Source organism: Bacillus cereus group sp. MYBK222-1, assembly GCF_051916425.1.
Classification (GTDB): domain Bacteria; phylum Bacillota; class Bacilli; order Bacillales; family Bacillaceae_G; genus Bacillus_A; species Bacillus_A paranthracis.
The window spans coordinates 1,493,362-1,507,730 of sequence record NZ_JBQAGP010000001.1 but is presented as its reverse complement, the minus strand read 5'-3'; the positions used below and the strand labels follow the sequence as shown (position 1 = coordinate 1,507,730).

Genomic DNA, 14,369 nt, shown 5'->3' with positions numbered 1-14,369 from the left:
TTTACTCCTGCTACAATCAAGAACACATGCATAGTAAGGAGAGATGTTATATGAGTTCTTTCGTTCTCGATTTTCAGGAAATAGAAAAGGGGCAGCTTTCACTCGTCGGCGGAAAAGGGTTGAATTTAGGGGAGTTATCTAACATTCAAGGTATACAGGTGCCAGAAGGATTTTGTGTGACAACGGTAGGATATGAAAAAGCTATCGAGCAAAATGAAGAGCTTCAAACTTTGTTGCAGCAGCTGACCAAGTTGAAACTTGAAGACCGAGCTCAAATTGGTGAAATGAGTAAGGAAATTATAGAAGTCATTATGGCAGTACAAATCCCTACTGATGTAGTGGAAGCAGTAACTCAGTATCTCTCACGTTTTGGAAATGAACACGCGTATGCCGTGCGTTCTAGTGCTACGGCTGAAGATTTACCGTATGCCTCGTTTGCAGGTCAACAAGATACGTATTTAAATATTATCGGAAAAGAAGCGATTTTACAGCATGTAAGAAAGTGCTGGGCGTCTTTATTTACAGAACGAGCAGTCATGTACCGTATGCAAAATGGTTTTGAACATAATCAAGTTTCTATATGTGTTGTCGTTCAAAAAATGGTTTTCCCGCAGGCTTCGGGAATTTTATTTACGGCTGATCCGGTTACTTCTAACCGAAAGGTGCTATCAATTGATGCCAGTTTTGGACTTGGTGAGGCGTTAGTATCAGGACTGGTCTCTGCTGATAATTATAAAGTAAAAGAGGGGAAAATCGTCGATAAGGTGATTTCAACTAAAAAATTAGCTATTTATGCTGTAAAAGAGGGCGGAACAGAGACGAAACAGATTGATCCGGCTCAGCAAAAGATTCAAACATTGTCTGAACGACAAATATTACAACTAGAACAGATCGGAAGACAGATAGAAGCTTATTTTGGCTGTCCGCAAGATATTGAATGGTGTTTAGCCCGTAATACATTTTATATTGTTCAAAGCAGGCCGATAACGACTTTATATCCAATTCCGGAAGAAAATGATGGGGGAAATCATGTATATATATCAGTTGGTCACCAACAAATGATGACCGATGCGATGAAACCATTAGGGTTATCTTTTTTCCTGTTAACGACAAGTGCCCCAATGCGCAAAGCGGGAGGACGGCTGTTTGTTGATGCTACGCAACAATTAGCTTCACCTGCTAGCAGAGATTACTTAATAAATACGTTAGGAAAATCAGATCCGCTCATAAGAGATGCATTAACGACTGTAGTCGAGCGAGATAATTTTATTACATTGTTACCGGATGAAGAAACGGAAAAGAGTGCTAGTAAAAGTAAGCCACCAGTAAGTTCGCGACCAGAAATCGAAAATGATCCAGCAATCGTTACGGAATTAATAAAGAATAGTGAAGCATCACTTGAAGAGTTAAAAGAAACTATGCAACTGAAATCAGGAGTGGACGTACTTGATTTTATTTTGGAAGATATTCAGCAATTAAAGAAAGTATTGTTTAATCCGCAAAGTATAGCAGTTATTATGGCAGGTATGAATGCTTCAACATGGATCAATGAAAAAATGGAGCAATGGCTGGGCGAAAAGAATGCAGCGGACACCCTTTCTCAATCGGTGCAAAATAATATTACGTCGGAAATGGGTTTAGCATTAATGGAAGTTGCTGATGTGATTCGGCCGTACGAAGAAGTTATTGCGTATTTACAACATGTAGAAAATGATAGCTTTTTAGATGAACTCGTTCAGTTTAAAGGCGGAGAAAAAGCTCGAGAGGCAATAGATGCTTTTCTAAATAAATACGGAATGAGATGTAGCGGAGAAATCGACATTACGAAAACGCGCTGGAGTGAGAAGCCAACAACCATTATCCCGATGATTTTAAATAATATAAGAGATTTTGATTATGGTGCAAGTAAACGGAAATTTGAAGAAGGACTGCAAGAAGCTTTGAAAAAAGAAGAAGAGTTAGTAGATCGATTGCAGCAATTGCCGGATGGAAAACAAAAAGTAGAAGAAACGAAGCGAATGATTCGCAATATCCGTAATTTTATCGGCTATCGTGAATATCCGAAATACGGTATGATTAATCGTTATTTCATATATAAGCAGGCGTTACTAAAAGAAGCTGAGCAACTTGTGCAGAGCGGTGTCATTCATGAAGTTGATGATATATACTATTTAACTTTTGAAGAGCTTCACGAAGTTGTTCGCACGAAGAAACTAAATTATGAGCTTATTCATAAACAAAAAAATGATTATAAATTATATGAAAAACTAACGCCTCCTCGTATAATGACGTCTGATGGAGAAATCATTACAGGTAAATATAAACGAGAAAACCTCCCAGCTGACGCGATTGCAGGTCTGCCTGTTTCTTCTGGAGTAGTTGAGGGGAGAGCTCGCGTTATTTTAAACATGGAAGAAGCGAATTTAGAAGAGGGAGATATATTAGTTACAGCTTTTACTGACCCTGGCTGGACGCCATTATTTGTATCTATAAAAGGACTAGTCACTGAAGTCGGCGGACTTATGACTCACGGGGCGGTTATTGCACGGGAATATGGATTACCGGCAGTCGTTGGAGTAGAGAACGCTACGAAATTAATAAAAGATGGGCAACGAATACGAGTACATGGAACAGAAGGGTATATTGAAGTGTTGTAATGAAGTAAAAGATCATCCGCTATAAATAGTGGATGATCTTTTTATTTTGCAATAACTCACTTCTTTAAGCCAGCTGCATAAAAAGGTCCATGAACTGCGATTGTTGATAAAATACGAGCAATTTCCTCTGGTGTTTCTTTTTGGCCACTATTTAACCATTGCTGAATGACACCAATATGAGCAGATGCCATATAAGAAGCTAAATATTGGCTTGGAACAAGTAAATTTTCCTTATTAATGAGAGCACCATTCGTATCTTCAAATAATGTTTTCCACATAAAGTCTTTCAACTTTGTTTGAAAAGATAAATCTCCTTTTGGGCTTAATACAGCTTTCATAAAATCACTATTTTCATTTAGAAATTCAAGAATAGAAGTGATAAGTAGAAACGGCATTGTTGGAGAAGGATTCGATCCGAGATCCGCAATCACTTCTGGGAATCTCTTTTTTGCAATGCTAGAAAACTCATACATAATGTCTTCTTGGCATTTTGTCATTAAATCAAATTTATCTTGATAGTGCGTATAGAAAGTACCGCGATTAATGTTTGCTTTCGTTGTAATATCTTTCACTGTAATGGCGTCAAAACCTTTGTCCTCAATTAATTCCACCAATGCATTTCGTATGGCAGTTTTCGTACGAACAACACGTAAATCTAAATTACTATCGCGCAAAGCATGTCCCTCCTTAATTTTACTGAACACATTTAGAAAATGTGTCTTATAACCGACACATTCACGATTTTTGATTATTGTATAAGATTCAACTTGAACATATAATTCAAAATATAAATAAACAACACGTTGTTGGTTATTATAAATCAAATGTAAGGAGGAGAAAAGAAAATGTTTAAAAATAAACTTTTATTATTATCACCAGTTATTGCCCTACTTGTTGTTTTTATTTTTTCATTAACGTTATTTCCAACCGTTCAACCTCAGCCGAAAAACTTGCCAATCGCAATTGTAAATGAGGATCAAGGAGTAGAAATTCCGGATCAACCGAAGATGAATATGGGGCAAACAATTGTTGATAATATGAAAAAGACATCAAAATCAGAAGAAGAACCTGCGGTGAAGTGGATAGAAGTGAACAATAAAGAAGCAGTTCAAAAAGGCTTAAATAATCAAGAGTATTACGCAGCATTAGTCATTCCGAAAGACTTTAGCGCAAAACAATCATCATTACGAACAACACAGCCATCTTCGCCAGAGGTAGAAATATTTATAAATCAAGGAATGAATACAGCAGCATCAACTATGGCAGGGCAAATGTTAAATGGTGTAGTTGATAATATGAACAATACTGTTCGCGCGCAACTATTAGAAGGATATAAAGAAAAAGGAGTTACGTTAACAGCAGATCAAGTTTCAAATGTAGTCACACCGATTGCAAAGAAAGTAACGAATGTAAATGAAATTGGCAAAAACAGTGCGAACGGTAACTCGCCAATTTCTTTATTCCAACCGTTATGGATTGCAAGTTTAGCGAGCGCAGCAATTATCTTTATTGCGATAAGTAAAATGCCAGTAGGTACAAGAAAAGAAAACTTCATATTAAAACTAAAACAAATCATAACAGGGGCTGTCGCAGCATTTGTCATTGGGTTCGGTCTTACATGGATTGCGGATGGAATGGTAGGACTAAATATTTCAAATTTCACTGATACGGCACTGTTTTTAACTATTACGTCCTTTAGTTTCTTCTTAATGATATCGGCGGTACTTTCAATAGTCGGACTAAAGGGAATCAGTATATTTGCTCTCTTACTATTCTTTGGTGCACCGTTATTATCATTAGCGCCTGAAATGTTGTCTCCATTTTACCAAGACTGGGTGTATACATGGTTGCCGATGCGATTTATGATTGAAGGACTTAGAGAAATATTCTTCTTCGGAAAAGGGTTAAGCTGGAGTACACCTGTTATTGTGCTTATTTGGATTGGTGCGGTAAGTATCGTTATTATTTTAGCGACTGCTTTAAAACGTAGTGTAGTAAGGGGACATAAAACGGAATTACAGGCATAAAAGATAAAAACGTTTCACTATGAGTGAAGCGTTTTTTTGTGATGGATACAAGTTATCAAATAGATAAATTTAAAAGTGCAGTAATTAATTTTGGTATATAATGTATAAAATGAAAATTAATAAAGAGCGAAGTAAGCATAGGAAAGGGGAACGGAAATATGGAGAAATATACAATTCGAATCGCTAATGAAGAGGAAAGCGATAACATTATTACTCTATTAAAAGAAGTAGCACAATGGCTACAACATAAAGAAGTGGACCAGTGGCAGTACCTTTTAGGAGGAGAAGCTACGGCTGAAATATTAGAAGGTATAAGAGAGAAATATACATATGTGGTTACGAAAGAAGATGAAATTATCGGTACAGTTACAGTATCTCCTAAACAAAATGAATGGGATGAATATATTTTTGGTAAAGAGGAAGTTTCTAATTCATTATATATTCATAGATTTGCGGTGAATCGGAAGTATAAGGGGAACGGAATCGGAGAATGGATGTTACGGTGGATAGAAGAGAATGTACAACATGACAAAGAGTTGTTAAAACTAGATTGTGTAGGGCATAATCGCATATTGAATGATTTTTATAAGAAAAATGGTTTTGAATATGTTGGCAGTACAGATGGGCTTAGTAAGTTTCAAAAGAAAAGGAGAATGTGAATGCATCCAATTAACGTAAGTTTAGTTGAAAAGTTAATACAGGAACAGTTTCCTGAATGGGCACATTTAGAAGTGAAACCTGTAAAGCTTAGCGGGCATGATAACAGAACATTTCACCTAGGTGATAAGATGAGTGTAAGATTACCAAGTGATGCGGCATATGCACCGCAAGTAGAGAAAGAAAACAAGTGGTTACCTATATTAAGTAAGGAGCTTTCTTTACCGATTTCTACACCAATTGCCAAAGGAAATCCATCTGAAGTGTATCCATGGCCGTGGTCTATTAATAAGTGGATAGAGGGAGAAACAGTTACGAAACAAAATGTTCGTGACCTAAATGAATTTGCGGTGGACTTAGGTTCATTTTTAGTGGAATTGCAAGCCATTGATGCGAGTAACGGTCCAATAGCTGGAGCACATAATTTTTACCGAGGTGGGCTTATATCTGTATATGATGAAGAGGCGAGAGGTGCTATCGAAAATAATAAGGACGTTTTTGATGAAACAGTATTAAAGCATCTTTGGGCTTTAGCACTTCAGTCAACGTGGGAGCGTAAGCCAGTTTGGGTTCATGGAGATATTGCACCAGGGAACTTACTCGTTAAGGACGGAAAGTTTTGTGCCGTCATTGATTTTGGTATTTTAGGAGTAGGGGATCCGGCCTGTGATGCAGCGATGTCATGGACGTTTTTTGATAAAAGTAGTAGAAAGATATTTAAAGAAGTACTGCAAATAGACGAAGAAACGTGGAATAGAGCGAGAGGATGGGCGCTTTGGAAGGCGTTAATTATATATGATGCGAATAAGATTAGTAATAAGATAGTGGCAGAAGAATCATATCGTGTGATTCAAGTGATTGTGGATGATTATAAGGGATAGTAGAAAAGGCCTATTTCAAAATAGGCTTTTTCACATGATTAAATATTAGAAATGGAAAGAAGGAATACAACGTTATTATACAGAATATTTAGATAAATAGGAGGTGTCGAATTTTGAGTGAAATTGAATTAAAAAGGAATGTAATTAAGACTGGGAGTGAGAAGGGCATCATTCTTCGGTTTATACTCGCTAGTTTAGTAGGAGTGTTTATGTTTTTCGTGCCGGTTACGATAAACGGTGCATCGTCTATTATGATTGATCATATCGTGTCGTGGATTAGAGCTTCGGTTCCGGGCCTAGTACCTTATTACGCACTACTCGTTATGATAATGGGTGCGATTTATCCGTTTTATACGAAAAAGTGGAATGTATCTATCGTAGATATTTGTTTTTCTATTTTAAAAGTAGTTGGCGTCGTTTTCGGTGTATTATATTGTTTGAAAGTAGGGCCAGCTTGGTTCTTTGCACCAGATGTGGGGCCGTTTTTGTATGAAAAACTAGTAATATCGGTAAGTTTACTCGTTCCGATTGGTTCGGCGTTTTTAGCGTTACTAGTCGGATATGGATTGCTTGAATTTATCGGTACATTTTGCCGTCCGATTATGAGACCATTATGGAAAACACCTGGAAGATCAGCAATTGATGCGGTTGCGTCCTTTGTGGGGAGTTATTCATTGGCTTTATTAATTACAAATCGCGTGTATAAAGAAGGGAAATATACGACAAAAGAAGCAGCCATTATCGCTACAGGCTTTTCTACAGTATCCGCAACATTTATGATTATCATCGCAAAAACATTAGACATTATGCATTTATGGAATGTTTATTTTTGGACTACTCTCGTTGTAACATTCATCGTGACCGCTATCACCGTAAGAATCCCACCACTTAGTAGAAAGCCAGATACATACATAACGGAAGAAGGGTTCCCAGAGCCTGTTTATAAGGAGAAAATGCTAGAACGGGCTTGGGAAGATGCATTAGAAGTATCAAAAACTGCACCGAGCGTTATGAAAAATATCGCAGTGAACTTAAAAGATGGTTTTATCATGACGATGGGAATTTTACCATCTATTATGTCTGTAGGGTTAATTGGTATTGTCTTAGCGAAGTTCACACCAATATTTGATTGGGTCAGCTATATTTTTTATCCTTTTACATGGGCTTTACAATTGCCAGAAGCAGACTTAGCTGCTAAAGCGGCATCCGTCGGTATTGCGGAAATGTTTTTACCATCATTATTAGTAGTTAGTGCACCACTTGTGACAAAGTTTGTCATTGCGGTTGTTTCGGTATCATCTATATTGTTTTTCTCAGCATCCATCCCATGTATTTTATCGACAGATATTCCGTTAAAAGTATCAGAACTTATTATTCTGTACGTACAAAGAACGATATTAACGTTGCTTATCATTACGCCGATTGCTTATTTGTTACTTTAAAAAGGGGAAAAGTATAAAAAAGAATCCTTTTATAAAAGGATTCTTTTGTTTAGTGTTTTTATCAAGTAAATACTTTAAAATGTACACTGTTTTGATGTTTTATTTGTTTTTCGAATATGACGTAATACTTCTTAAGAAAATTCCTAATCCTGCAAAAAAGAATCCTAAGCATAATAAGCTGCCTGGCGTTCCCCAAGTAATTTGATCTAGCATTTTTATATCCTCCCATTTACCCATATGAATTAACTGTAAAACTTTCACTTTATTATTATATAGTATTTTTTTGGTGTAATCCAGAATTATCCATACTACCAAATTGAAAAAATAATCTTTTTGTAGAAATAATAGCGTTTTTGGTGTGCAAATCTTTCAATAATGCACACTAGACCTTTAGAAAAAGAAAAACCTTACATGAAATGAAACCAATATAAATGTAGCTTGATATAATGGGATGGACACGGTATTTGTTACAGGCTTTTACGGATTATTATGTAAGAAGGTATTAAAACTTGAATTTTAAGTGCATTTAAAAGTTAGTGTTAATGTTTTAATATCTATATAATTAAATATTTATTTCTGTGATATAGTAAGAAAAAGGGGGCTTACAAATGGAAATCATTCACGAAAGAGCAAAGCTACGGTTAATGGACGGTAATGATGTCGAAACTTTGTTTTCGATTGTAGAAGGAAATCGGGAAATTTGGGCGTATTTAATCTCTAAAATGGATAGTGTGCAAGATATGCAGCAATATGTTCAAAAAGCGATACAAGGTTATGGAAAAGGTACGCAAATACCTTTCGTTGTAGTGGATCAACAGACGAATAAGATTGTAGGAAGTACACGTCTATATAATATTTCGGTAGAAGATAAAACAGTCGAGTTAGGACAAACGTGGTATCATCCAAGTGTCCAGCGTACGAGTATCAATACAGAGTGTAAGTATATGCTTCTCCAGTATGCTTTTGAAAAACTTCATATGCTCAGGGTACAAATTAAGACGGATGCAAGAAATGAAAAAGCACAACGAGCAATTGAAAGGTTAGGCGCAGTAAAAGAGGGTGTGCTTAGAAATGAAAGAAAATTGCCGAATGGTTATGTGAGAGATGCAGTTGTGTACAGTATTATCTCGAGTGAATGGGCTGACGTGAAAGAACAATTGTTAGAAAAATTAGAGTTGTATAAAGAAAAGCTATAATTCGTGTTTTGAAAGGTATATTGTTTGTAATACATGAAAAATATACCTTTTTTCTTACAAAATGCTACTTTATTTTAATTCCTTTTGTTTCATCGTTCCCTTCTGAGAAAAAATTCGTTACAATGTAGTTGTATGGTAATAAACTTATGAATTTAAAACATGTAATGAAAACCGCAAATGAAAATGAATTGATAATCCTCAATTTTAAATGAAAACCCTTTTATACATAAATAACAAGTAAAGTTCCTTCTTTTAAATAAACTCAAACAAAACGATTTGATATAAATGTTTTTTTATAGAAGTATGGATGATGTACGGAGGCAATTACAAATGAAAGAAAATAAGAAGAGTAAGAAAAGGCGAATCTTTCAAGTATTTTTACTAATGATTTGTTCTGCTATTTTATATGTAAGTTATGCAGCTTACGATATTTGGAGTTATCGTTTTAAAGCAAATGATGACGTAAAAACGGATGCTGGTATTGTACTAGGAGCAGCTTCATGGAACGGAAAACCATCTCCTGTATTTAAAGAAAGAATTAATCATGCGATTTCTTTATATAAGAACGGAAATATTAAAAAGATTATTTTTACAGGTGGTACAAAGTTCGAGGCCGAACTTGAGGAAGCTCGTACTGCAAGAGTATATGCAATGAAACAAGGTGTAAAAGACGAAGATATTTTAATTGAAACAAAATCCCTTTTCACTGAAGAAAACTTAAAGAATGCGAAGGAAGTTGGAGTAGAGAACGGCATACGCACATACACGATTGTAAGTGATCCACTTCATATGAAACGCGCAATGAGAATCGCAAAACATATTAATATTGAAGCGTATGCTTCACCAACGCCGACATCAGCATATAAAACGTTAGATACAGAAATACCATTCTTCTTTAAAGAATTATTCTCGTATATTGGATATGTAACCTCGTTGCCATTAAAGGCATTGAAGGGAGACTAATAAGAAAAGAACCTATCTTTAAATAGGAACTTTTCTTATTAGTCAAAAACATTGTATTTTTATCGGAATAGTGAAACAATAGAGAGGTAGCTTCATATAATCATAATGACAAAATGAACGGTTTATGAATCGAACATAAAGGAGATTATAGTATGGCACTCTCATTTGTTGAAACAGAAAAACAATCTTTCATTATTGAACAAATAAATAAATTGATTCCGAAGTTCATGGAAAGGGAGCATCAACTAAGTGAATTAGGATCATTTCCGTATGAAAATATAAATGATTTGAAACATATCGGATATACGAAATTAACGTTACCGAAGGAATTTGGTGGTAGTGCGATTTCTTTATATGACTTCGTTCTATTTCAAGAGAAAATTGCGGAAGGCTGCGGGGCTACTGCATTATCGATTGGCTGGCATCTTGGCATTGTGAAAGAACTAGCGGAAAATCGCTCTTGGAATGATGAGATGTTTAAATGGTTTTGCGAAGAAGTGCGAAATGGGGCGCTCTTTAATAGGGCAGCAACAGAACCGAAAACAGGGAGCCCGACGCGTGGCGGTAAACCAGAAACAATAGCGGTTCAACAAGGCGAGAAGTGGGTTATAAATGGAAGGAAAACTTTTACAACGATGGCGCCAGTACTTGATTATTTTATTATTTCAGCAAGTATGGAGGGCAAAGAAGAAGTTGGTGAGTTTGTCATTCCAAGAAATACAATCGGTGTATCCATTGAAGAAACGTGGGATAGCGTTGCAATGCGAGGGACTGCTAGCCACGACCTTGTCTTACAAAATGTAGAGATAGAAAGTCGCTTTTTTACGGATGTAAAAGGCGGGAAAGTGAAACAAAAGGGTATTGGCTGGTTGCTACATATACCAGCATGCTATTTAGGAATTGCACAATCAGCAAGAAATTATGCAGTTCAGTTTGCGGGATCATACAAACCAAATAGTTTAAACCATTCTATTAGTTTATTACCGAATGTTAGAAGATTAGTTGGAGAATTAGAACTCGAGCTTATGCAAGCTCGCGTCTTTTTATATCAAATTGCGAAAAAATACGATGAGGCAGAAGATAAACTGTCACTGCAAGCAGAATTAGCGGCAGTGAAATACGCCGTAACAAATGCGGCGATATCGATAGTGGATAAATCAATGCGCATCGTAGGAGCAAAAAGTTTATCAGAAAAAAATCCGCTTCATCGTTACTATTTAAACGTTAGAGCAGGACTACACAATCCGCCGATGGATGATGCAACACTATCTATGTTGGCGGATGCTGCGTTTCGGTCGTAGTTTTTTTAGCTTGAACTTTATTATTTAAGTGCAATATAGTTGTTTTGAAAGCACGTGTTTGATTAGTAATCGAACACGTGCTTTTTATTCGTTGGATATACTAGTTTAAAAAGCACGCGTTTTAATATAAATGCTTATCATGATTTTGTAAGTGTTCCTTGTTGGAAAAACATTTGCCATCTTCCCTCTATTAGTTTCCAAATGGAGCTTCGCAAAGTATTCTGCATTCTAGTTTCATCTCTTACAAGATATGTCGCCAATACAGTATCCTTCGATAAAGGGTATATTTCAAAATTAGAAAGAGTCATTTCTCTCACACTAAGTCCGTCTCCACCAACAGAATCCTTCTTATACCAAACGTTTCCCGAACTTCCAAACTCAAAAAAGTCGTCTGCAAGTAATTTGTCCAGTTCTGCTGGATTTGTACGAGTTTTAGGTTCTGATAGTTTTTCTTCCAGTTCACATAAATGCTTTTTTAATTCAGAGTGCTTTTTCACGTGATCATCCCCATATATTAATTATCGTACAACAACTAAAAACTGCTCTTTTTAACTAACGAAAAGAATTTTGACTAGTTAGATAATTGGTTGCGTATTATTATAATGCCAGTTTGGAAGCTTTGTAAACATTTGTTATATTTAATCCCAAATTAAAGGTCTTTCCAAATCTACCATGCGTAAATATTGTAAAAATTGACCTGCATGGACCGCATCATGATAGGCAATTCGTAATAGCATATCGCCTAAATATCGTTGATAGCCAACATCGCTTCGATCAATAAGTCTTGCATCTAGCTCTGCTATGCTTATTGATTGAACATATTCTATGAAATCGGCAAAACATGATTGTGCTAATTCAATTTCTTTTTTAACACAAGTAATTGGCTCGTCATCATACGGGATATGTATGTCGTTTATTGAGCCGTTGTTTTTTAAAATCATATGATAGTAAAAAGTTGAGGTCCATACGTGACGAATCATTTCACCAAAGGACATAGCCTCGTGATCAGGCTTCCAATTAAGAAAATTATCGGGAAGAGAATTCCATAATTTTTCTGAGCGCCTTCTCGTTTCTTTCAAATTTAATATACTAAGATCAATTGCATTCATAATACATTCTCCTTTACTGTTAAATTTAAAATAATTGTATCAATTTAATAGTTAGGGTATCATCGAAATATGAATGTATATCCGAATATCTCATATATAGCTAAACTTATTGCTGAACCTACAAGAGCAATTATCTTAGAGTGTTTAATGAATAATCAGGCACTACCTGCTAGCGAATTAGCTTATATGGCAAAGGTGTCACATCCAACAATTAGTTCTCATCTTTCTAAATTAGTAGAGGGGAATCTACTTAAAGTTGAACAACATGGTAGACATCGTTACTATCGACTTGCTAATCAAGAGGTAGCAGAGGTTCTTGAAAAGTTAGGAACAATCGCACCAACAGTTCAAGTTCGGTCTTTAAAACAATCAGATCAACTAAAACAAATTCGTTATGCTCGAACTTGTTACGATCATCTTGCAGGTAGACTCGGTGTAGAGATAACCGAAAAATTATTAGATAAGGAATTTATCATTTTAGAGAAAGGAGAATACATTGTAACGGAACAAGGTAAGCGATGGTTTCTGAATTTTGGAATAAATATTGAAACGGCAAATATAAAGAGAAGAATATTTGCAAAACCTTGTCTTGATTGGAGTGAACGACGCTACCATATTTCTGGTTGGTTAGGATCTGCAATAGCAAAACTATTTTTTGAACAGGAATGGATTACAAAAACGGATAAGAATCGGGCTGTCCATCTTACAAGAAAAGGTATGAAGTTCTTGAAAGACGAATTAGGCATTGACATGGAAAATAAAGAAATGAAATAACCTGAGTCTATACAAATGTAGACTCAGGTTATTTCATTTCTTTTAAAAATCTTTAGTGATATTTGCGCACGACAAATTAACCTCACTTGCTTTACGGAAAGAGATTAGCTGAAAAAATAGTAGTTGAGACGATTCTATTAAATTAGTAATCATATTCATTGAAAATTATGCGTAAGAATATAGTAAATGAAGGGAGATATAAAATGAATAAAGTGAAACTGAAAGTATTTAATATAAAGTATGTAATGATATGTCTTTTATTCACAATTATATGTATTCTCACTTCATTCTTCATTTCTAGTAATTCAAACGTATTTAAATCTTATTATATTAATCAATTATTAGGAACGAATTCTACGAAAGGCCTTATGTATATGATAGGCAGTGAAAATCGTTATTTTGCCGAAGAATTTCATAAAGAAAAAGGACGAGCGTCTTTGGAATCTTTTTTACTTTCACTTTCTACAAATATTAATGTAAATGACCTCCGGAGCTTATTAACTCGAGAACTTCCAAATATGAATCAATTTTATTCAGAAATATTAATTGCCGGGGAAGGAACAGATTATACGAACATTCCTGAAGAATCCAGCATTCCTTTAGAGAATATTCAAGATAAAGGTACTGCTGTTAAACACCCAAAGAGTGAGAAAGAAAACAATTCAAATACACAAAATAACGGTGAAAATAAAGTTTTTATTTATCATACACATAGTTGGGAGTCGTTTATTCCTCTCATTCCAGGTGCTACTAAACCTGATGATGCCTCTAGTACAAATAATGAAGTGAATATTACGTTTGTTGGAAATTATTTAAAACAAAAGTTAGAAGAAAAAGGAATAGGCGTTTCACATGATACGACAAATATGAGGGATTTTCTACGAAATAAAAATTTAAACTGGGCCCAATCTTACAAAGGATCTCGTCAAATATTACAAGAAAAATTAGCACAAGATAAAAATATTATGTTTCCCATTGATCTTCATAGGGACGATGCACGAAAAAATATTACGAAGAAAACGATTAATGGAAAGGATTATGCACGACTCTATTTTATTTTAGGTCGAGAAAATCCTAACTATGAAAAAAATAAAAAAATAGTAACAGCAATCAATTCATATTTAGACGAGAAGTATTACGGTTTAAGCCGAGGCATTTTTATTAAAGATCGTAAAAGCGGGAATGGAGTATATAATCAAGATCTTTCTCCAAATGCATTACTTATTGAAATGGGAGGGGTAGATAATACTCCAGAAGAACTGTATGCTTCCGTAGACGCATTAGTAGAAGCATTTAGCCATTATTATAATGAAGTAACTAAGAAAAATAACTAAAATAAAAAAGGAGTGACACCTAGTCGGA

The 14,369-nt window shown here is 35.3% G+C and carries 13 protein-coding genes; 10 read left to right on the top strand and 3 right to left on the bottom strand.

The window, feature by feature from the left end; translation table 11 throughout:
• Positions 1-50: 50 nt before the first annotated feature.
• On the top strand, positions 51-2,657 hold the full coding sequence (ppsA, locus tag ACTFR9_RS07815; protein ID WP_000094166.1) for a phosphoenolpyruvate synthase: 2,607 nt from the start codon (positions 51-53) through the stop codon (positions 2,655-2,657).
• Positions 2,658-2,713: 56 nt separating this feature from the next.
• On the opposite strand, the gene ACTFR9_RS07810 is transcribed toward ppsA, so the two are convergent.
• Positions 2,714-3,331, bottom strand: a complete 618-nt coding sequence (locus tag ACTFR9_RS07810) for a TetR/AcrR family transcriptional regulator (RefSeq protein WP_001205689.1) — start codon at positions 3,329-3,331, stop codon at positions 2,714-2,716.
• Between the two features lie 171 nt (positions 3,332-3,502).
• On the opposite strand from ACTFR9_RS07810, the gene ACTFR9_RS07805 reads away from it, so the two are divergent.
• The 7 genes from ACTFR9_RS07805 to ACTFR9_RS07775 all read left to right on the top strand — a co-directional run bounded on the left by ACTFR9_RS07805 (position 3,503) and on the right by ACTFR9_RS07775 (position 11,124).
• The gene (locus ACTFR9_RS07805) at positions 3,503-4,684 is read left to right on the top strand and encodes a YhgE/Pip domain-containing protein (RefSeq protein ID WP_000475861.1); all 1,182 of its coding nucleotides are present in this window, start codon (positions 3,503-3,505) and stop codon (positions 4,682-4,684) included.
• A 158-nt stretch (positions 4,685-4,842) separates the two neighbouring features.
• Entirely contained in the window at positions 4,843-5,343 is a 501-nt protein-coding gene (locus ACTFR9_RS07800; protein WP_000417620.1) for a GNAT family N-acetyltransferase, read from the top strand.
• Positions 5,344-6,222 (top strand): aminoglycoside phosphotransferase family protein, encoded by an 879-nt coding sequence (locus ACTFR9_RS07795; RefSeq protein WP_000553377.1) that lies wholly within the window; start codon positions 5,344-5,346, stop codon positions 6,220-6,222. It abuts the gene before it with no gap.
• 113 nt (positions 6,223-6,335) lie between these two features.
• Positions 6,336-7,664: a YjiH family protein gene (locus ACTFR9_RS07790; protein ID WP_001289385.1), complete on the top strand. Its 1,329-nt coding sequence runs from the start codon at positions 6,336-6,338 to the stop codon at positions 7,662-7,664.
• Positions 7,665-8,272: 608 nt separating this feature from the next.
• Entirely contained in the window at positions 8,273-8,860 is a 588-nt protein-coding gene (locus tag ACTFR9_RS07785; protein WP_000402573.1) for a GNAT family N-acetyltransferase, read from the top strand.
• 330 nt (positions 8,861-9,190) lie between these two features.
• Positions 9,191-9,823, top strand: coding sequence for a YdcF family protein (locus tag ACTFR9_RS07780; RefSeq protein WP_000662214.1), 633 nt, complete (start codon positions 9,191-9,193; stop codon positions 9,821-9,823).
• Positions 9,824-9,975: 152 nt separating this feature from the next.
• A complete protein-coding gene (locus ACTFR9_RS07775) occupies positions 9,976-11,124 on the top strand; it encodes an acyl-CoA dehydrogenase family protein (RefSeq protein ID WP_001218397.1) in 1,149 nt (382 codons plus the stop codon).
• Positions 11,125-11,261: 137 nt separating this feature from the next.
• Here the strand turns inward: ACTFR9_RS07775 and ACTFR9_RS07770 are convergent, their stop codons facing one another.
• On the bottom strand, positions 11,262-11,621 hold the full coding sequence (locus tag ACTFR9_RS07770; RefSeq protein ID WP_000716632.1) for a nuclear transport factor 2 family protein: 360 nt from the start codon (positions 11,619-11,621) through the stop codon (positions 11,262-11,264).
• A gap of 141 nt (positions 11,622-11,762) precedes the next feature.
• On the bottom strand, positions 11,763-12,233 hold the full coding sequence (locus ACTFR9_RS07765; protein WP_000991268.1) for a DinB family protein: 471 nt from the start codon (positions 12,231-12,233) through the stop codon (positions 11,763-11,765).
• 69 nt (positions 12,234-12,302) lie between these two features.
• On the opposite strand from ACTFR9_RS07765, the gene ACTFR9_RS07760 reads away from it, so the two are divergent.
• Together ACTFR9_RS07760 and spoIIP are read left to right on the top strand one after the other, a co-directional pair.
• On the top strand, positions 12,303-13,007 hold the full coding sequence (locus tag ACTFR9_RS07760) for an ArsR/SmtB family transcription factor (protein WP_001103828.1): 705 nt from the start codon (positions 12,303-12,305) through the stop codon (positions 13,005-13,007).
• 203 nt (positions 13,008-13,210) lie between these two features.
• Complete coding sequence (spoIIP, locus tag ACTFR9_RS07755; RefSeq protein ID WP_001045277.1) at positions 13,211-14,341, top strand: stage II sporulation protein P; 1,131 nt, start codon at positions 13,211-13,213, stop codon at positions 14,339-14,341.
• The last annotated feature ends 28 nt before the right edge of the window (positions 14,342-14,369 follow it).

Coding starts and splice junctions, on each gene's coding strand:
- ppsA (WP_000094166.1), top strand. CDS start 51: ATGAGTTCTTTCGTTCTCGATTTTCAGGAAATAGAAAAGGGGCAGCTT.
- ACTFR9_RS07805 (WP_000475861.1), top strand. CDS start 3,503: ATGTTTAAAAATAAACTTTTATTATTATCACCAGTTATTGCCCTACTT.
- ACTFR9_RS07800 (WP_000417620.1), top strand. CDS start 4,843: ATGGAGAAATATACAATTCGAATCGCTAATGAAGAGGAAAGCGATAAC.
- ACTFR9_RS07795 (WP_000553377.1), top strand. CDS start 5,344: ATGCATCCAATTAACGTAAGTTTAGTTGAAAAGTTAATACAGGAACAG.
- ACTFR9_RS07785 (WP_000402573.1), top strand. CDS start 8,273: ATGGAAATCATTCACGAAAGAGCAAAGCTACGGTTAATGGACGGTAAT.
- ACTFR9_RS07780 (WP_000662214.1), top strand. CDS start 9,191: ATGAAAGAAAATAAGAAGAGTAAGAAAAGGCGAATCTTTCAAGTATTT.
- ACTFR9_RS07775 (WP_001218397.1), top strand. CDS start 9,976: ATGGCACTCTCATTTGTTGAAACAGAAAAACAATCTTTCATTATTGAA.
- ACTFR9_RS07765 (WP_000991268.1), bottom strand. CDS start 12,233: ATGAATGCAATTGATCTTAGTATATTAAATTTGAAAGAAACGAGAAGG.
- ACTFR9_RS07760 (WP_001103828.1), top strand. CDS start 12,303: ATGAATGTATATCCGAATATCTCATATATAGCTAAACTTATTGCTGAA.
- spoIIP (WP_001045277.1), top strand. CDS start 13,211: ATGAATAAAGTGAAACTGAAAGTATTTAATATAAAGTATGTAATGATA.